The organism is Paracoccus sp. KR1-242 (assembly GCF_049446195.1).
Taxonomy (GTDB): Bacteria; Pseudomonadota; Alphaproteobacteria; order Rhodobacterales; family Rhodobacteraceae; genus Paracoccus; species Paracoccus broussonetiae.
This window is the reverse complement of sequence record NZ_JBMSED010000006.1, coordinates 238,281-255,733: the sequence shown is the minus strand read 5'-3', so window position 1 is coordinate 255,733 and position 17,453 is coordinate 238,281. Positions and strand designations below refer to the sequence as shown.

General features: G+C 64.5%; 12 protein-coding genes and 1 pseudogene. 5 read left to right on the top strand and 8 right to left on the bottom strand.

Annotated elements, in window-relative coordinates; all coding sequences use genetic code 11:
- Positions 1 to 80 precede the first annotated feature (80 nt).
- Complete coding sequence (locus tag ACO2Q4_RS11045; protein ID WP_311758169.1) at positions 81 to 1,376, top strand: MFS transporter; 1,296 nt, start codon at positions 81 to 83, stop codon at positions 1,374 to 1,376.
- A 235-nt stretch (positions 1,377 to 1,611) separates the two neighbouring features.
- Here ACO2Q4_RS11045 and minE read toward each other — a convergent pair whose 3' ends face one another.
- From minE to ACO2Q4_RS11025, 4 genes are all read right to left on the bottom strand, one after another.
- Positions 1,612 to 1,887, bottom strand: coding sequence for a cell division topological specificity factor MinE (minE, locus tag ACO2Q4_RS11040; protein WP_311758170.1), 276 nt, complete (start codon positions 1,885 to 1,887; stop codon positions 1,612 to 1,614).
- A 2-nt stretch (positions 1,888 to 1,889) separates the two neighbouring features.
- Positions 1,890 to 2,708, bottom strand: a complete 819-nt coding sequence (gene minD, locus ACO2Q4_RS11035) for a septum site-determining protein MinD (RefSeq protein WP_311758171.1) — start codon at positions 2,706 to 2,708, stop codon at positions 1,890 to 1,892.
- 24 nt (positions 2,709 to 2,732) lie between these two features.
- The gene (gene minC / locus ACO2Q4_RS11030) at positions 2,733 to 3,488 is read right to left on the bottom strand and encodes a septum site-determining protein MinC (protein WP_311758172.1); all 756 of its coding nucleotides are present in this window, start codon (positions 3,486 to 3,488) and stop codon (positions 2,733 to 2,735) included.
- A 254-nt stretch (positions 3,489 to 3,742) separates the two neighbouring features.
- The gene (locus tag ACO2Q4_RS11025) at positions 3,743 to 4,657 is read right to left on the bottom strand and encodes a LysR family transcriptional regulator (protein WP_423319248.1); all 915 of its coding nucleotides are present in this window, start codon (positions 4,655 to 4,657) and stop codon (positions 3,743 to 3,745) included.
- A gap of 93 nt (positions 4,658 to 4,750) precedes the next feature.
- Between ACO2Q4_RS11025 and ACO2Q4_RS11020 the strand changes: the two genes are divergently transcribed.
- Complete coding sequence (locus ACO2Q4_RS11020) at positions 4,751 to 5,899, top strand: CaiB/BaiF CoA transferase family protein (RefSeq protein WP_423319246.1); 1,149 nt, start codon at positions 4,751 to 4,753, stop codon at positions 5,897 to 5,899.
- A 43-nt stretch (positions 5,900 to 5,942) separates the two neighbouring features.
- A complete protein-coding gene (locus ACO2Q4_RS11015) occupies positions 5,943 to 7,163 on the top strand; it encodes an acyl-CoA dehydrogenase (RefSeq protein WP_423319244.1) in 1,221 nt (406 codons plus the stop codon).
- Between the two features lie 55 nt (positions 7,164 to 7,218).
- On the opposite strand, the gene aspT (ACO2Q4_RS11010) is transcribed toward ACO2Q4_RS11015, so the two are convergent.
- Genes aspT (ACO2Q4_RS11010) through aspT (ACO2Q4_RS11000) form a run of 3 tightly spaced genes read right to left on the bottom strand, consistent with a single transcriptional unit; the run spans position 7,219 to position 12,206 of the window.
- Positions 7,219 to 8,877 carry an aspartate-alanine antiporter gene (aspT, locus tag ACO2Q4_RS11010; RefSeq protein ID WP_311758176.1) on the bottom strand — a complete coding sequence of 553 codons (1,659 nt, stop codon included), beginning with the start codon at positions 8,875 to 8,877 and terminating at the stop codon, positions 7,219 to 7,221.
- 41 nt (positions 8,878 to 8,918) lie between these two features.
- Entirely contained in the window at positions 8,919 to 10,505 is a 1,587-nt protein-coding gene (locus ACO2Q4_RS11005) for a bifunctional aspartate transaminase/aspartate 4-decarboxylase (protein ID WP_423319242.1), read from the bottom strand.
- Between the two features lie 21 nt (positions 10,506 to 10,526).
- Positions 10,527 to 12,206: an aspartate-alanine antiporter gene (aspT, locus tag ACO2Q4_RS11000; RefSeq protein ID WP_395132299.1), complete on the bottom strand. Its 1,680-nt coding sequence runs from the start codon at positions 12,204 to 12,206 to the stop codon at positions 10,527 to 10,529.
- Between the two features lie 251 nt (positions 12,207 to 12,457).
- Here aspT (ACO2Q4_RS11000) and ACO2Q4_RS10995 point away from each other — a divergent pair.
- A pseudogene (locus ACO2Q4_RS10995) lies at positions 12,458 to 13,401 on the top strand (ornithine cyclodeaminase family protein).
- A 5-nt stretch (positions 13,402 to 13,406) separates the two neighbouring features.
- Here the strand turns inward: ACO2Q4_RS10995 and ACO2Q4_RS10990 are convergent.
- Complete coding sequence (locus ACO2Q4_RS10990; RefSeq protein ID WP_423319240.1) at positions 13,407 to 13,871, bottom strand: Lrp/AsnC family transcriptional regulator; 465 nt, start codon at positions 13,869 to 13,871, stop codon at positions 13,407 to 13,409.
- 108 nt (positions 13,872 to 13,979) lie between these two features.
- Between ACO2Q4_RS10990 and putA the strand changes: the two genes are divergently transcribed.
- On the top strand, positions 13,980 to 17,378 hold the full coding sequence (gene putA / locus ACO2Q4_RS10985; protein WP_423319238.1) for a bifunctional proline dehydrogenase/L-glutamate gamma-semialdehyde dehydrogenase PutA: 3,399 nt from the start codon (positions 13,980 to 13,982) through the stop codon (positions 17,376 to 17,378).
- The last annotated feature ends 75 nt before the right edge of the window (positions 17,379 to 17,453 follow it).

The window sequence follows — 17,453 nt, the reverse complement described above, 5'->3', positions numbered from 1 at the left end:
ATCCCGGCGGTGATCCGCTATGGCGCGCGATGGCCGCGTCGCGTGCGATGCTGGCACCCCCGGAAATTGCGGACAAGAACATGACAGACCAGACATACGGCGCGACGCCATCCGCGCGCGCCAAGCCCGTCAACTCTCCAGCACGCGTCCTGCTGGCCAGCCTGATCGGCACGACTATCGAATTCTTCGACTTCTACGTCTATGCCACGGCCGCGGTGCTGGTCTTCCCGACGCTATTCTTCCCGGCCGAGGATGCGACGACGGCGCTTCTTGCCTCGTTCGCGACCTTCTCGATCGCCTTCTTCGCGCGACCCTTCGGCGCGATCGTGTTCGGCCATTTCGGCGACCGTATCGGGCGCAAGGTGACGCTGGTCGCCGCGCTGCTGACGATGGGCGTTTCGACCGTGATCATCGGCCTGCTGCCCTCCTATGCCCAGATCGGCGTTGCCGCGCCCGCGCTGCTGGCGCTGTGCCGCTTTGGTCAGGGCTTTGGCCTTGGCGGCGAATGGGGCGGTGCGGTCCTGCTGGCGACCGAGAACGCGCCCGAAGGCAAGCGCAGCTGGTACGGGATGTTCCCGCAGCTTGGCGCGCCCGTCGGGCTGTTCCTGTCTTCGGGCTTCTTCTGGGTGCTGCTGCATTTCATGTCTCAGGAAGATCTGCTGGCATGGGGCTGGCGCCTGCCGTTCCTGGCCTCGATCCTGCTGATTGTGCTGGGCCTGTGGGTGCGGCTGTCGATCACCGAGACCCCGGAATTCGCCGAAGCCATCAAGCGCGACCAGCGCGTCTCGGTGCCGGTGGTCGAGGTCTTCCGCAATCACAAGCGCAGCCTGTTCCTGGGCACCTTCGTCGCGCTGGTGACGTTCGTGCTGTTCTATATCTGCTCGGCCTGGCTGCTGTCCTATAACGTCAAGGTGCTGCAGATCCCGTTCCTGGACGCGCTGAAGATCCAGATCTTCGGTTCGGTCATCTTCGGGATCGCGATCCCGCTGGCGGGCAAGGTCGCCGATGCCGTTGGGCGCCGCCCTTTCCTGATCGTGGTCACGGTGCTGATCGGGGCCTTCTCGTTCCTGCTGGCGCCGCTGATGAGCGGGGGTGAAGGTCCGCTTTACCTGTTCGTCGCGCTTGGCATGTTCCTGATGGGCCTGACCTATGGCGTCATCGGTGCCGCGTTGGCCGCGCCTTTCCCGACCAAGGTGCGCTATACCGGCTCGTCGATCACCTTCAACTTCGCCGGCATTTTCGGCGCCTCGCTTGCGCCCTATGCCGCCACCTGGCTGCAAAAGACCTATGGGCTCAGCCACGTGGGCTATTACATGCTGGCCGCCTCGGTCATCACGCTGCTCTGCATCCTGGCATCTGGCCGGGACGAGGTCTGATCCCGACCGCGGTCCGTCAGGGTCGCAGGCATGACATCGAAGGGCCCCGGCAATCGTGCCGGGGCCTTTTTGCATAGGGTCGCAAGCTCGCAGGACAAGGGCGCTGCCGGAAACGGCAGAGCGTCGGTTTGTCGATAAGGGCGAGCAGGACGTCACGGGGCGATCCCACCGGGGCGCGCGCGACGGATGGCGAAAGGGCCCCGGCTTGCTACCGGGGCCCTTTGACGCTTGGGCTTCAGTTCTTCTTCTTGTCGGCCAGCTTTTCGGGGCCGGGCAGCTCGATGTTGATTTCGAGGCTCGAAAGTTCGTTGCCGCGCTCCAGCTTGACGTCGACGGCATCGCCGTCGATCTCCATGTGCCGGCGCACGACCTCAAGGATCTCGCGCTGCAGCGTGGGTAGGAAGTCCGGGCTGGTTCCTCCGGCGCGTTCATGCGCGAGGAGGATCTGGAGCCGTTCCTTGGCGGTCTGGGCGGAGCCGTTCTTTCGCGGGCGGAAGGAGAAGCCGAACATGGTCAGGCCGTCCGTCCAAGAAGGCGCTGAAGGAAGCCGCGGCGCTCGGCCGGGTTCACGCGCAGTTCGATCTGTTCGCCCACAAGCCGGCCGACCGCGTCCTCATAGGCCTTGGCGGCGGGGGACTTGTCGTCCATCACGACCGGCATGCCAAGGTTCGATGCCTTGAGCACGGTGGTGCTTTCCGGGATGATGCCGATCAGCGGGATCGCCAGGATTTCCAGAACGTCCTCAACGCTCATCATCTCGCCATTGGCCGAACGCTGCGGGTCGAAGCGCGTCAGCAGAAGCTGTGCCTTGACCGACCGCTCACCGCCCTTTTCCGCGTGATAGGTCTTGCTGTTCAGCAGGCCCAGCACCCGGTCGCTGTCACGGACCGAGGACACTTCCGGGTTCGTCACGACCACGGCCTCGTCGGCGTAATACATCGCCAGATGGGCGCCGCGCTCGATCCCGGCGGGGCTGTCGCAGATGATGTATTCGAATTCCTCGCGCAGTTCGTCCAGGACGGCCTTGACGCCTTCCTTGGTCAACGCGTCCTTGTCGCGGGTCTGCGAGGTCGGCAGCACGAAGAGGTTCTCAAGCCGGCGATCCTTGATCAGCGCCTGCTTCAGCTTGGCGTCGCCCTGGATCACGTTGATGAAGTCGAAAACCACGCGGCGTTCGCAGCCCATGATCATGTCGAGGTTGCGCAGGCCCACGTCAAAGTCGATCACGACCGTCTTGTGGCCGCGCATGGCAAGCCCTGCGCTGATGGCGGCCGAGGAGGTGGTCTTGCCGACGCCGCCTTTCCCCGAGGTGACTACGATGACCTTGCTCACGACAGGCTTCCTTTCGATCAGGTGTTACTTGAGGGACAGGACGCGCAGTTTCTCGCCTTCCAGGCAGACCTGCACGTGTTCCCTGGGGATGTCGGCCCCCAGATTCTCGCTGGTCCGGTAAAGACCCGCGATGGCCAGCAATTCGGCGTCAAGGCTGTGGCAGAAGATCCGGGCCGAGGTATCGCCGTTCACACCCGCAAGTGCCCTGCCGCGCAGACGGCCATAGACATGGATATTGCCCGCCGCGATGATCTCGGCCCCCGAACTGACCGGACCCAGGACGATCAGGTCGCCGCGGTCGGCAAAGACCGTCTGGCCCGACCGGATGGGCTGGGTGATGGTGCGGGTGATCGGCTGCGCCGCCTCTTTCTCGACCTCGGGGGTCGTGGCGGCCGCGGCGGCATTCGCCGAGGGACGTTCGGTCCGGGTCACGCGGTCCAGGGGGACATTGCGCCCGCCGGGCAGGGCGATCAGCCCGGCCTTGGCAGCGGCTGCCACCTGCGCGGGGCTGCCGTTCTGGATGCCGAAGACCGACAGGCGGCGCGACCGCATCTCGGAGGCCAGGGCCACCATCTCGCGCTCTCCGTCCAAGCCCTGCGCGTGTTCAAGGTCGATGACCAGGGGCGCATTCTCGAAGAACAGCGGGGTCTGGTGCAACTTGGCATCCAGCGCCGCAAGGAAGTCTCGGTCCGCCGGACCCGAAAGATGCAGCGCGACCGCCGTGAAGAAGCGGCCGCGAATCTGCACCGGCTTCACCGTCGCGACCTTTTGGGTCGGCATGTGTTTGGAATCCTGTATTTGCACGCTCACTCTGCCCGGATTCTTACACGCACAGGTTGATTCCTGCGCGCGGATGTTTTGAATCATTCCTAATACGCAGAAACCCCAGCGTCCATCGGCCATGCAGGTTCCAGCATCATTCGGCGGAGAGATGCCGCCCCGTCGGCGGCAAATCGTGGGCTTTCGCCTCCAAAAGCGAGCATTCTGCCGTCTAAATCGCGCCTTGGTTGTGGCTGAAAGCCGAAAGCCGCCGATCACGGCTCGTTCGGCCGATCGTGATCGCATTGTCCCGCAAGCCATTCGCGAAAGGCGGCCAGCGGGCGACCCATCTGCCGGGTGTCGGGCCAGGCCAGCATATAGGCGCCACCCGCACGCACCGCGGGAAAGGGCAGGGCAACCAGGCGGCCTTCTCGCAATTCGTCCTCGGCCAGATATTCGGGAAGAAGCGCGACGCCCAAGCCCTGGATCGCCGCCTGAATGATCATCGAAAACTGGTCCATCATCATGCCGCCGCTGCCCAGCCGGGGGGCGTGGCCCTGCGCGCGGAACCAGTCCTCCCACGCAGTCGGGCGGTTTTCCAGATGCAGCAGGGTCAGCGCTGCGACCTCGTCCAGTCCCGAAATCCTGCGTCCTTGCAAAAAGCGGTGCGCCACGCAGGCGACATGGCTTTCGTCGAACAGTTTCTGGTGATGGGCATCGGGCCAGTCCGCGTGGCCATAATAGATGACGGCGTCGAACGGCTCGGTCCCGAAGCTGAACCGGGGCACGCGCGTCGACACGTTCAGCGAGATGCCGGGATGGCAGGACAGAAAGTCCTTGAGCCGGGGCGCCAGCCAACGCGTGCCGAAAGTCGGCAGGATTGCCAGCGACAGCGTGCCACCGGCAGGGTTGACCGCTATCTGCATGCTGGCATGCTGGATGATGTTCAGCGCCCGCGTGACTTCGGCCACATAGCCGGTGGCCAGTTCCGAGGGCCAGAGCCGCTTGCGGCGCCGGTGAAACAGCGGGCTGCCCAACTGTTCCTCAAGGCTTTGCACCAGCCTGCTGACGGTGCTTTGGGTCAGGCCCAGCTCTTCGGCGGCGGCAGTGCTGGAGCCGCTGCGCATCACGGCCTCGAAGGCAAGGAGTTGCTGTATCGACGGAAGATAGCGGCGTGGTCGCAAGTTCATTCATCCAATGCATGATCTTGCAGAAAATATGAGTTTCCGGTTCCTCGGACAATGATCTAGTGCATGACCTCAGGGCGATGGAACAGGCAGGACATGACGGACGCACCGCTGAAAGATCTGAAGGTGGTCGAGCTGGCGCGCATTCTGGCCGGTCCATGGATCGGCCAGACGCTGGCCGATCTGGGGGCGACGGTCATCAAGGTCGAGGCACCCGAGGGGGATGACACCCGCCGCTGGGGGCCGCCCTTCATCCAGCGCCCGCGCCCGGATGGCGGGTCCGAGACGGTCGCCGCCTATTTTCACGCTGCGAACCGGGGCAAGACCTCGGTCATCTGCGACTTTGGGAATGCCGATGATCTTGACCGGCTGAAAGACCTGATCGATCAGGCCGATGTCGTGATCGAGAACTTCAAGCTGGGCGGGCTGAAACGCTTCGGATTGGATTATGACAGCCTCGCGGCCCGCAATCCGGGGCTGGTCTATGCCTCGATCACAGGCTTTGGGCAGACCGGGCCGCGGGCGGCGCAGCCGGGCTATGACTTCCTGATCCAGGGCATGAGCGGCATCATGGACCTGACCGGTGACCCCGAGGGGGAGCCGCAGAAGATCGGGGTCGCCTGGATCGACATCTTCACCGGGCTCTACGGCGTGATCGCGGTGCAGGCAGCGCTGGCCGAACGCGCCCGCACGGGGCTGGGCCAGCATCTGGACCTGTCGTTGCTGGACAGCGGTGTCGCGGTCCTTGCCAATCAGGCGACGAACCATCTTTTGGGCGGGACCGAACCGCGGCGGTTGGGAAATGCGCATCCGAATATCGTGCCCTATCAGGTCTTTCCCGCGCGGGATGGTCATTTGATCATCGCTTGCGGCAACGACCGCCAATTCGCCGCGCTCAGCGAGGTGCTGGGGATGGCAGAACTGGCGACGCGGCCCGAATATGCGACCAACCCTGAACGCGTCGCGCACCGGGACAGCCTGACCCCGATGCTGGCCGAGGCGACCGGGCGGCGCGCGCGGGACGAGCTTCTGGCCGCGCTTGAGCGGGTGGGGGTCCCGGCCGGACCGATCAACAGCGTCTCGCAGGCTTTGGCCGAACCGCAAATCCAGCATCGTGGGCTGCGTATCGCGCCCGAGGGGATTGCCGGCTTGCGCACCCCCATCGTCTTTTCCCGCAGCCGGATGGTCACCGACAAGGCCGCGCCGGCGCTGGGTTCGGGAAAATGGTCCTTTGACGCGGACTGACCCCGGACCGATAACCACATTTGCAGCCAAGGAGCCTAACGCCATGTCCGAACCGAGCAGGCAGAAACCGAAGGATGCCCCGGATCTGGGCCGCTTCGACTGGGAAGATCCGTTCCGCATGGAACTGCAACTGACCGAGGAAGAGCGGATGCTGCGGGACGCCGCCCGCGCCTATGCGCAGGATCGTCTGCAACCCCGCGTCATCTCCGCCTATCGCGACGAGATCACCGACCCCGAGATCTTTCGCGAGATGGGCCAGATGGGCCTGCTGGGTGTCACCATCCCCGAGGAATTCGGCGGGCTGGGCGGTTCGTATGTCGCCTATGGCCTTGTCGCGCGCGAGGTCGAGCGCGTCGACAGCGGCTATCGCAGCATGATGTCGGTGCAGTCATCATTGGTGATGTATCCGATCCACGCCTACGGCTCGGACGAGCAGCGCCGGAAATACCTGCCGAAGCTTGCCTCGGGCGAATGGATCGGCTGCTTCGGCCTGACCGAGCCTGATGCCGGATCGGACCCTGCGGGCATGAAGACCGTCGCGAAGAAGACTGCCGGGGGCTACGTGCTGTCGGGATCGAAGATGTGGATCTCGAACGCGCCCATCGCCGATGTCTTCGTCGTTTGGGCGAAATCCGAGGCGCATGGCGGCAAGATCCGTGGCTTTGTGCTGGAAAAGGGCATGAAGGGGCTGAGTGCGCCCAAGATCGGAGGCAAGCTGTCCCTGCGCGCCTCGATCACCGGCGAAATCGTGATGGAGGGGGTGGAAGTCCCCGAGGATGCGCTTCTGCCCGGAGTCGAGGGGCTGAAAGGTCCCTTCGGCTGTCTGAACCGCGCGCGCTATGGCATCAGCTGGGGCGCGCTTGGCGCGGCCGAATTCTGCATGCATGCGGCGCGGCAATATGGCCTTGACCGCCAGCAGTTCGGGCGGCCGCTTGCCAATACGCAGCTTTTCCAGCTGAAGCTTGCCAATATGATGACTGACATCGCGCTGGGGCTGCAGGCCAGCCTGCGGGTCGGGCGGCTTCTGGACGAGGCGCAGGCTGCGCCCGAGATGATTTCGATCGTCAAGCGCAACAATTGCGGCAAGGCGCTGGAAATCGCGCGCATCGCGCGCGACATGCATGGCGGGAACGGCATCCAGGAAGAATACCAGGTGATGCGCCATGCCGCGAACCTGGAGACGGTGAACACCTATGAAGGGACGCATGACGTTCATGCGCTGATCCTGGGCCGCGCGATCACCGGCCTGCAGGCGTTCTTCTGAATGCAGGCGGCGGGCGCATTGACTGCGCCCGCCGCTGTCTGTCGATGGCTTCCCGTCAGACCATCCGCGCCAGCGCCACCACGATCGGCCCCATCAACGGCAGCAGCACGTTCGCGATGGCATAGGTCACGGTATAGCCGATGACCGGCGTCCCGTTCCCCGCCTGACTGACAAGCGAGCTGACCGCGGGCGTGCTGCAATGCTGCCCGGCAATCGCGCCCAGCAGGATCGGCAGGGGCAGCTTCATCAGCCACAGGCCAACCATCAGCGAAATGAAGGCCGGCGCCAGTGACAGCACGATGCCCAGGACCGGGAACAGCAGCCCGTATTCCTTGATAAGCGCGATCGCATCCGGCCCGGCGCTAAGGCCGATGGCCGCGATGAAGGTCGCAAGGCCGAAATCCTTGGCGAAATGCGCCGCCGCGCCGGGCAGGGCGCCGTGCCGCGGAAAGCGCATGTTCAGCCAGCCGAAGACCAGCCCGGAAAGCAGCGCGCCCCCGCCCAGCCCCAGCGTAAGGTCCACCGCCCCGACCCGCAGGCTGAGATGCCCGATGATGAGCCCGATGACGATGCCAAGGCCAAGGACTGCGAAGTCGGTGCTGTCCTCGGGTGGAAGCGGTGAGCCGAGTTCGTCGGCGGCACGCATCACGTCTTCCTCGGGGCCGTAAAGGGTGATCACGTCGCCTTCTTGCAGGATCGTCTTTGGCAGGGGCGGCACGGCATGGCCCATGCGGCGGATCTGGGTGATGAAGATGCCGCGCTGCTGCTCGGCCGAGACCAGTTGGCGAAGGTCGCGCGCCTCGTGCCCGACCGCTTCGTCGCGGGTCAGGACGATGTCATGCGAGATCAGAGCGAGCCCTGAATTCTGCGGGACCGGAACCTCCTTGCCCAGCACCTTGCCGGCTGCAAGAATCGTATTCCGGCGACCGCGCAGCAGCAGGATGTCCCCCTCGACCAGGACAGAATCCAGATCGACGGGAATGATGCCGCCATTGCGCAGCACCCCTTCGATCACCACGGTCCAGTGGCGCGTCTCTTCGAATTCTCGGACGGAATGACCGGCCAGTTGCCCGACCTCGAAGGCGCGCTGGACGACGACCGGCAGCTCATAGACCCCTTCTTCCCCCGCGCCCAGCTTGTCGGCCAGCAACTCGGCCTCTTTGCGCAGGTTCTTGCGGGCGATGACGGGGGCGATCTGGGTCACGAACAGCACGATCGAGATCAACCCGAACAGATAGGTCAGGCTGTAGGCGGTGGCGATGTTGGCCTGAAGCTGGGTGTTGATCTCGGGCGCAAGGCCAAGTTTCGCGATCGCCTCGGACGCGGTGCCAAGGACGGCAGATTCCGTGGCAGAACCGGCGAAAAGCCCGGCTGCGGTCCCCGCATCCAGCTTGAGCCACATGACCGCCAGCAGGGTCAGCGTCAGCGATACCGACACCTCGATGACGGGAAACACGGCAAAGCGCGCGCCCCCCCGGATATTGGCGAAGAATTGCGGCCCGGCCGTAAAGCCGAGCGCATAGATGAACAGCGCAAAGGCTGCGTTCTTCAGCTCGTCAGGGACGCGTACGCCAAGCTGGCCAAGTGCCAGCGCGACGAAAAGGGTCCCGCAGACGCCGCCAAGCGCCACGGGACCGATACGCAGGCGGCCGATCAGGTGACCCACGGCCAGCGAGACAAAGAGCGCAACGACGGGGTCGGTCAAAAGGGACATGCCGGACCTATCGAAGCAAGGGGTTCAGGAACCATCTGGTTTCAGCGTTTCTTGTACTCGTCATGTAGTTCATCGGCCATCTTGCGCAGCAGCCGCCCGATCGCCGCATATTCGTACTCGTTCAGGTTCGCGAGCGAGATGCGCCCCGACGCACGGTCGGACCCGAAGCCTTTGCCGGGCAGCATCACGATCCCGGTTTCGTCTGCGATGCGGAACAGCATGTCGCCCGCGCTGGCCCTTTCCGACATCCATTCGGCGAAGTCGTCGCCGTAAAGCTTGCGCGAAATTCCCTGCAGGTCGAGCAGCGTGTAATAGTCGACCGAGTTCGCCTCGTGCTCGACCGGCAGGCCCAGTTCGCGGTAAAGGGTCGCCTCGCGCCGGCGGATCAGCTTCTTCAACTCGGCCTTGTAGCTGTCCGCTTCGTCCATCAGCGCGAAAAGCGAGAACAGGACCATCTGCACCTGCTGGGGCGTCGAAAGCCCGGCCGTGTGGTTCAGCGCGACGACGCGGCTGTCGGCCACGACGCGGTCGATGAAGGACAGGCCGCGAATGTCCGGCGTCAGCGAGGCATAGCGCGCATCCAGTTCGACCTTGGTCTTCTCGGGCAGGTCCGCCAGCGCGCGGTCCATGACGTTGTCGTCATGGGTGGCGATCACGCCCAGCCGCCAGCCGGTTGCGCCGAAATATTTCGAGAAGGAATAGACAAGGATCGTGTTCTGCGGGCAGACCGAGAACAGCGAACGGAAGTCGTCGGCAAAGGTGCCATAGACATCGTCGGTCAGGATCATCAGGTCGGGGCGGTGATCCTTGACGATGCTGGCGATCTGCTCAAGCCCGGCATCGTTGATCTTGACCGACGGCGGATTGCTGGGATTGACGACGAAGAAGATCTTGATCGCCGGATCCTTCAGCTTCTCAAGCTCGGACGCGGGATATTGCCAGTCGTTTTCCGGGTCGGCGTGAATGGCGACCTGCTCCAGTCCGAATTCCGCAAGCTCGGGAATTTCCAGATAGGGGGTGAATACCGGCGTGCCGATGGCGCATTTGTCGCCCTTTTTGACCAGGCCGTTCATCTGCAGCGAATGGAAAAGATAGGCCATCGCCGCCGTTCCCCCTTCGACCGCGAAAAGGCGGACCGCATCCGACGAAATCGGGCCGCCCACCATTTCCTTGAGGATATAGTGGCGAACGATTTCTTCGCTGATGGTCAGCATGCGCGGCGGGACGGGGTAATTGATCCCAAGCACGCCCTCGACCATTTCATGCAGGAATTCCGAGGCCGGAAGCCCAAGCTGATCGCGGACATAGGAAAGGGCGCGGGCCAGGAAAACGACGCCCGGTTTGTCGCGATTGTCGGCGGTGAAGCGTTCGAAGCGGCCTTCGATCCCATCGATCTTGGGCATCCCGCCGACCGCCACGCTCATGTAGGAATAAGACAGTTCCGCCTCGGTCGTGGCGAACAGCCCAAGCTGGAAAAAGGCCCGGCGCGGCAGGGTGGCCAGGAAGTTCGGGTTACCCCGGCCCGCGTTCAGCATGGTCCGGTTCGCCTTGCCCGAGGCCAGCTTGATCAATTCGTCCTTGAGTTCAAATGGGCTCAACTTGGCATATTTGCTGTAGTCCGTCGCCATCGCGACCTCCAGTCTTCAATGTCAGGTGAAGGCCACGACAAGTGGCCCAAGAAGCGTCAGGAAAACGTTTGCCAATGCATAGGTGATTGCGAAGGGCGTGGTCGGAACCGAGTTGCCGGCCTTGTCCAGCACCTCGCCAAAGGCGGGGTTGGCGCTGCGCGATCCGGAAAGGGCGCCGGCAAAGACCGCGGTATTGTCGTATTTCAGGACGTAGCGACCGAAGAGCATGGTCAGGATCATCGGCAGCAGGGTGACGACGACGCCGATCATGAACAGCTGGATGCCGCTGTCGCGGATCGTGGTGATCGCCTGCAGGCCCGATTGCAGTCCGACGACCGCAACAAAGCCCGCAAGACCAAGGTCGCGCAGCAATGTCGAGGCCGCGATGGGCATGTTCCCATGAGCATAATTTCGCGTCCTGAGCCAACCGAAGACCAGGCCTGACAGCAGCGCGCCGCCCCCGCTGCCCAGCGTCAGCGGGATGGACCCGATCCGCAGCACGGCCAGCCCGATCAGCAGGCCGACCGAGATGCCGATGCCGTGGAATATCCAGTCCGTCTTGTCGCTGGGCAGGATCGAGGTGCCGGTGGCGCGTGCGATCCGCTGCACATCCTCGGACGTGCCGCGCACGGTGACCAGATCGCCCGCCTGGACGACCGTCGCGTCGGTCATCTTGACCGGCACGCCCGCGCGGCTGACCGACAGGACATAGATCCCGTGGCGCAGCGCATCGCCCACGCTGGAGCGGATGACGCCCATCGTCTTGCCGATGAAATCGGGATTGGTGACTGCGACTTCGCGCGTGATCATCACCAGTTCCATGTCGGCGTCGGGCAGGACTTCTTCGCCAAAGCTTCTTCCCACGACCTCTTCCCGGCGGCCGACGATCAGCACGACATCGCCCGGTTGCAGGATCAGCGATGGCTCAACCCCGATCAACGCGCCATTGCGCTTGACGCGTTCAACCGTCAGGCGATGTCCGGCGCTGTTTTCCAGATCAAGGACCGATCCCAGCGCGCCACTGCCCAGCCGATAGACGCGGCCGACCAGTTCCGGCAGGGCGGGCGATTCGCCCGGTCCATAGACCTGCGCACCCGCCAGCAGCGCGGCTTCGGCCTTCATCGCGTCATCGCGGATGCCGCGCTTCATCAGCCAGGGCAGGATGTTGACACAGACGATGATCGCCCCGAACGAGCCGAAGATATAGGTCACGGCATAGCCCACAGCGACATTGCCCTGCAGGCGCTGCACCTCTTCCGCAGCAAGGCCGAGCTTCGAGATGGCCGAGCTTGCCGTGCCGATGATCGCGGATTGCGTCAGGCCGCCAGCGGCGACCCCCGCCGCAAGGCCCTTGTCCAGCCCGAACATGCGCGCCAGCACGATGACGGTCAGAAGCCCGCTGATCGCAAGGAAAGCGGCCAGGGCGATTTCCCGCAGGCTTTGCCGGCCCAGCGAGCGAAAGAATTGCGGCCCGCTTTCATAGCCGACCGCATAGATGAACAGCGCGAACAGAAGCGATTTGACGCCGTTGTCGATATGGACGCCGAAAAGACTGATCAGAACGGCGACAAGAAGCGAACCCGCGACGCCGCCAAGCTGGAATTTACCGAACCGGAACGAGCCGATCCAATAGCCCCCGGCCAGCGAAAGGAACAATGCGATTTCCGGCGACTGCGAGAGGATGGACGAAATCCACGTCATGACAACCTCGGGATGTATCGGATGGGGCGAGCTTTGCCCGATTGACAATTTCAGTCAACGGGATTTGAAACCCGAGGTGCAAATATCCGTTTTTGATCCATAATTGGAACTTGCCCTTGCTTTGGGCGGTCAATTCGAAATGGCCCCATCTTCGTGGCGAATTGATGACAAGGCCCATGCGAATTTCGCTGGCCGAACCAAGTTCGGGACGTCACAGATATTCCGGCCACCCAACACGAAAGACAGCTGCGATGACCGATGCGATCCGACGCCCGGTGGTAATCTCGTCCTCGGATGCAGTGGGCCGCATCGACTGGGGTGGCGCGGTCGAGGCATTGCGGGCGGGTCATCTCCTGCCTCCTGCGCAGATCCGCGACGTGTTCCTTGGGCCCGCGCAGGGCACGATGATGAGCCGCTCGGCCTATATCGAGGGGCTGGGCTATGGCGCGAAGTCGTTCACCGTCTTTGACGCCAATGCCGCGCGCGGCCTGCCGACGGTGCAGGGGGCGATGCTGGTCTTTGATCCCGACGACGGCGCGCTTGCCGCAGTCATCGACAGTGCGCTGGTGACAGGCGTCAAAACGGCGGCGGATTCGGTGCTTGGCGCCAGCCTGTTGGCCCGCCCGGACAGCCGCCATCTGCTGGTCGTCGGTGCGGGCACGGTCGCGGCCAGTCTGATCCGGGCCTATACCACGGTTCTGGCGGGGATCAAGCGCGTGTCGGTCTGGGCGCGGCGTCCCGAACAGGCGCAGGCGCTGGTCGCGGGTCTGGCCGGGATCGGGGCCGAACTTGCCGTCGTCGCCGACCTGCGCGATGCGGTCGGTCGGGCGGATATCGTCTCGACCGCGACGATGGCGCGCGAGCCGGTCATTCTTGGCGACTGGCTGCGACCCGGTACCCATGTCGACCTGATCGGCGCGTTCAAGTCCGACATGCGCGAGGCCGATGATGCGCTGATCGCCCGCGCGGCGCTGTTCGTCGACAGCCGCGCCACCACCATTGGCCATATCGGAGAGTTGCGATCGCCTCGGGTGCGATCACACCGGGGGACGTGCTGGGCGATCTTTACGACCTCGTGCGCCCGGACGCCCGCAAGCGCGTCACGGATGACGAGATCACGGTCTTCAAGAACGGCGGCGGCGCGCATCTGGACCTGATGATCGCCGTTTATATCGCCCGGATGATGGCGGGCTGAACCCTTCAGCCCAGATTGAAGTTCTGTTCCACCACCGCCTCCATCGAGACGTGGCTGGAGGTATTGCTGATATGGGGCAGGGACGAGATCTTGTCGGCAAGGATCTGGCGGAAATGGTTCATGTCGCGCGAACGGACCTTCAGCAGGTAATCGCAACCGCCCGCGATCATGTAGCATTCCTCGACTTCGGGGATGGCGCGGACGGCGGTGTTGAACTGCTGAAGCGCGTGTTCGCGCGTGTCGTTCATGCTGACCTCAAGATAGGTCACGTTGGTCAGGCCCAGCTTCATCGGCGACAGGATCGCGCGATAGCCGGTGATCAGGCCGATCTCCTCAAGATGGCGGATGCGCAGTGCCACGGGGGTCTTGGACAACCCCACCTTGCGCGCCAGTTCGGCAACCGGAATGCGGGCGTTCTCGGTCAGTTCGGCCAAGATCTTGCGGTCGATGGCGTCAAGTTTCTCTTCCATCCGTTTTCCGCCCCGATTTTGTTCCTTCGGACTATGGATTAACATGCATTCAGACACATGGACCAGAACCTTTCTGCTATCTCTCCCGCATCGAATAAGGAGATCGGCATGGCGCATGTCAGCCCCACAGTGTTTTCAACCGACGCGAAATTCGCGGATGAAGCGGCGCTTCTGACCGGGCTTGTGCAGCAGGCCGGGCTGGATGCCGACACGCGCGCCGCGATCACCACGCGCGCCGCCGATCTTGTCCGCCGCATCCGGGTCGAGGCGAAGCCGACGATGATGGAGCATTTCCTGGCGGAATACGGGCTGTCCACGCGCGAAGGCGTGGCGCTGATGTGCCTGGCCGAAGCGATGCTGCGCGTGCCCGACCGCCAGACCATCGACGCGCTGATCGAGGACAAGATCGCGCCCTCGGACTGGGGCAAGCATCTGGGCGAGGCCAGTTCGTCGCTGGTCAACGCCTCGACCTGGGCGCTCATGCTGACCGGCAAGGTGCTGGATGATGACCAGGCCGGGACGTTGCGCCGCATGGTGCGCCGCCTGGGCGAACCGGTGATCCGCTCTGCCGTCGGCCGCGCCATGAAAGAGATGGGCCGCCAGTTCGTTCTGGGCCAGACCATCGAAGGTGCGCTGGACCGCGCCCGAAAGCGCGAGGCGCAGGGTTTTACCTACAGCTATGACATGCTGGGCGAGGCGGCGATGACCGGCGCAGACGCGGTGCGCTATGACCGCGCCTATTCCGACGCGATCGCGGCCATTGCCAAGGCCTGCGACAAGGGCTCGGTCGAGGCCAATCCAGGCATCTCGATCAAGCTGTCGGCGCTGCATCCGCGCTATGAGGTCGCGCAGGAAGAGCGCGTCATGGCCGAACTGGTGCCGGTGGTGCTGAAGCTGGCGCAGCAGGCCAAGGCCGGTGGCATGGGCATGAACATCGACGCCGAGGAACAGGACCGGCTGGTCCTGTCGCTGAAGGTGATCGAGGCGGTGCTGTCCGATCCCTCGCTGGCCGGGTGGGACGGCTTCGGCGTTGTCGTGCAGGCCTATGGCAAGCGCGCCGGGCAGGTGATCGACTGGCTTTACCAGACCGCGACGCGGCTTGACCGCAGGATCATGGTTCGACTGGTCAAGGGCGCCTATTGGGATACCGAGATCAAGCGCGCGCAGGTCGAGGGGTTCGAGGGCTTCCCGCTGTTCACCAGCAAGGTCGCCACCGATGTCAGCTATATTTCCAACGCGAAGAAGCTGATCGGCTATGCCGACCGCATCTATCCGCAATTCGCGACGCATAACGCCCAGACCGTGGCTGCCGTCCTTGAGATGGTCGGCGGCATCCGCTTCGAATTCCAGCGCCTGCATGGCATGGGCGAGCGGCTGCATGACATCGTGCTGAACGAAACCAAGGGCCGCTGCCGGATCTATGCCCCCGTCGGGGCGCATCGGGACCTGTTGGCCTATCTGGTCCGCCGCCTGCTGGAGAACGGGGCGAACTCGTCCTTCGTTCACCAGATCGTCAACGAAAGCGTATCCCCCGAAGAGGTCGCGCGCGACCCGTTCGAGGCGCTGGCGACGGCGCATGCACCGCGTTCCCTGCTGGCCCCCGCCGCGCTTTACGGAGACGAGCGGCGGAACTCGGTCGGGTTCGACCTGAACGATGAAGAGACGCTGGCCCGGATCCGGGCCGCGCGCGACCTGCCGATTCCCGATGCGATGCCGCAGACCGTCTCGCCGCCGACCGGGGCGATGCAGGATGTCCTGAACCCGGCGACGGGCGCGGCGATTGCGCAGGTGATGATGGTCGACGCCGAAACTGCCGCGCGCGCCATCGACGACGCCCGCACCTGGGATGTTCCGGCCGCCGAACGTGCCCGCATCCTGCGCCGTGCCGCAGATCTTTACGAGGCGGATTTCGGTCGCATCTTCGCTGTGCTTGGACGCGAGGCGGGCAAGTCGCTGGCCGATGCCGTGGCCGAACTGCGCGAGGCGGTGGATTTCCTGCGCTATTACGCCGCCGAGGGCGAGGCGAGCCCGCAGGCGCCGCGCGGCGTTGTCGGCGCGATCAGCCCGTGGAACTTTCCGCTGGCGATCTTCACCGGCCAGATCGCTGCGGCGCTGATGGCCGGGAACGCCGTCATCGCGAAACCGGCCGAGGCGACGCCCGTCATCGCGATGCTGGGCGTCCAGCTGCTGCATCAGGCGGGCGTTCCGAACACCGCGCTGCAACTGCTGCCCGGTCGTGGCAGCGTGGTCGGGACCGCGCTGACCTCGGACCCGCGGATCGCGGGTGTGGTCTTTACCGGCTCGACCGCGACGGCGCAGACGATCTCGCGCACCATGGCCGAGCATCTGCACCCCGGAACTCCGCTGATCGCCGAGACCGGCGGGCTGAACGCCATGATCGTCGATTCCACCGCGTTGCCGGAACAGGCGGTCCGCGATGTCGTGGCATCCTCGTTCCGGTCGGCCGGTCAGCGCTGTTCGGCGCTGCGCTGCCTTTACGTGCAGGAGGATATCGCCCCGCACCTGATCGAGATGATCAAGGGCGCGATGGACGAGCTGGTCTTGGGCGATCCGTGGGCTTTGCAGACGGATGTCGGCCCGGTGATCGATCCGAACGCACAGAAGGACATTGCCGATTACATTGCCGCCAACGGCAAGCGCGTGATCCACAAGCTTGACGCGCCGGCGCAGGGCTGGTTCATCCCGCCGACCCTGCTGAAGGTCCGCGGCATCGCCGATCTGGAACGCGAGATCTTTGGCCCGGTCCTGCATGTCGCGACCTTCAAGGGCGACGAGCTGGGCAAAGTGATCTCCGACATCAATGCGCGCGGCTTCGGGCTGACCTTTGGACTTCACACCCGCATCGACAGCCGCGTGCAGGAGGTCACCGACGCGATCCATGTCGGCAACATCTATGTCAACCGCAACCAGATCGGCGCGGTTGTCGGCAGCCAGCCCTTTGGGGGCGAGGGGTTGTCGGGCACCGGGCCGAAGGCGGGCGGCCCGCGCTATGTCCCGCGTTTCTTCGCGCCGGGCGAGCCTTCGGCCATCGGGATGGAATGGAAGGGCCCGGCCGACGAGGCGCGGTTGCGCGCCGCTCTGTCGAGCGCGAACCCGAAGAAGATCGAGGAGCGCCTGATGCCCGGTCCGACAGGGGAATTGAACCGCCTGTCCTCGCATACCCGTGCGCCGGTTCTGTGCCTTGGTCCGGGCCGGGCCGCGGTCGCGGCGCAAGTCACGGCGGTCCAGCGGCTGGGCGGGGTGGCGGTCGCCGCGGATGGCGATCTTTCGCCCGAGGCGCTGGGCCGCCTGCCGCAGCTTTCGGCCGTGCTGTGGTGGGGGGACGAGATGCAGGGCCGGGCCTATGCCGCGGCGCTGGCCGAACGCGAGGGCGAAATCGTCCAGCTGGTCACGGCCATGCCCGATCTGGCCCATGTCGCGCATGAACGCCACCTTTGCGTCGATACGACGGCGGCTGGCGGAAACGCCGCGCTGCTGGCGGGCTGAAAACGAAAGGAGATCCGCAAGGGTCTCCTTAAATGCCGAAGGGCGGGCTTGGACAGGCGGCCGGTTCGCCGGTAA

Excerpts from the sequence above, each read along its gene's own strand:
- ACO2Q4_RS11045 (WP_311758169.1), top strand. The coding sequence starts at position 81 with ATGACAGACCAGACATACGGCGCGACGCCATCCGCGCGCGCCAAGCCC.
- minE (WP_311758170.1), bottom strand. The coding sequence starts at position 1,887 with ATGTTCGGCTTCTCCTTCCGCCCGCGAAAGAACGGCTCCGCCCAGACC.
- minC (WP_311758172.1), bottom strand. The coding sequence starts at position 3,488 with ATGCCGACCCAAAAGGTCGCGACGGTGAAGCCGGTGCAGATTCGCGGC.
- ACO2Q4_RS11025 (WP_423319248.1), bottom strand. The coding sequence starts at position 4,657 with ATGAACTTGCGACCACGCCGCTATCTTCCGTCGATACAGCAACTCCTT.
- ACO2Q4_RS11020 (WP_423319246.1), top strand. The coding sequence starts at position 4,751 with ATGACGGACGCACCGCTGAAAGATCTGAAGGTGGTCGAGCTGGCGCGC.
- ACO2Q4_RS11015 (WP_423319244.1), top strand. The coding sequence starts at position 5,943 with ATGTCCGAACCGAGCAGGCAGAAACCGAAGGATGCCCCGGATCTGGGC.
- aspT (WP_311758176.1), bottom strand. The coding sequence starts at position 8,877 with ATGTCCCTTTTGACCGACCCCGTCGTTGCGCTCTTTGTCTCGCTGGCC.
- ACO2Q4_RS11005 (WP_423319242.1), bottom strand. The coding sequence starts at position 10,505 with ATGGCGACGGACTACAGCAAATATGCCAAGTTGAGCCCATTTGAACTC.
- aspT (WP_395132299.1), bottom strand. The coding sequence starts at position 12,206 with ATGACGTGGATTTCGTCCATCCTCTCGCAGTCGCCGGAAATCGCATTG.
- ACO2Q4_RS10990 (WP_423319240.1), bottom strand. The coding sequence starts at position 13,871 with ATGGAAGAGAAACTTGACGCCATCGACCGCAAGATCTTGGCCGAACTG.
- putA (WP_423319238.1), top strand. The coding sequence starts at position 13,980 with ATGGCGCATGTCAGCCCCACAGTGTTTTCAACCGACGCGAAATTCGCG.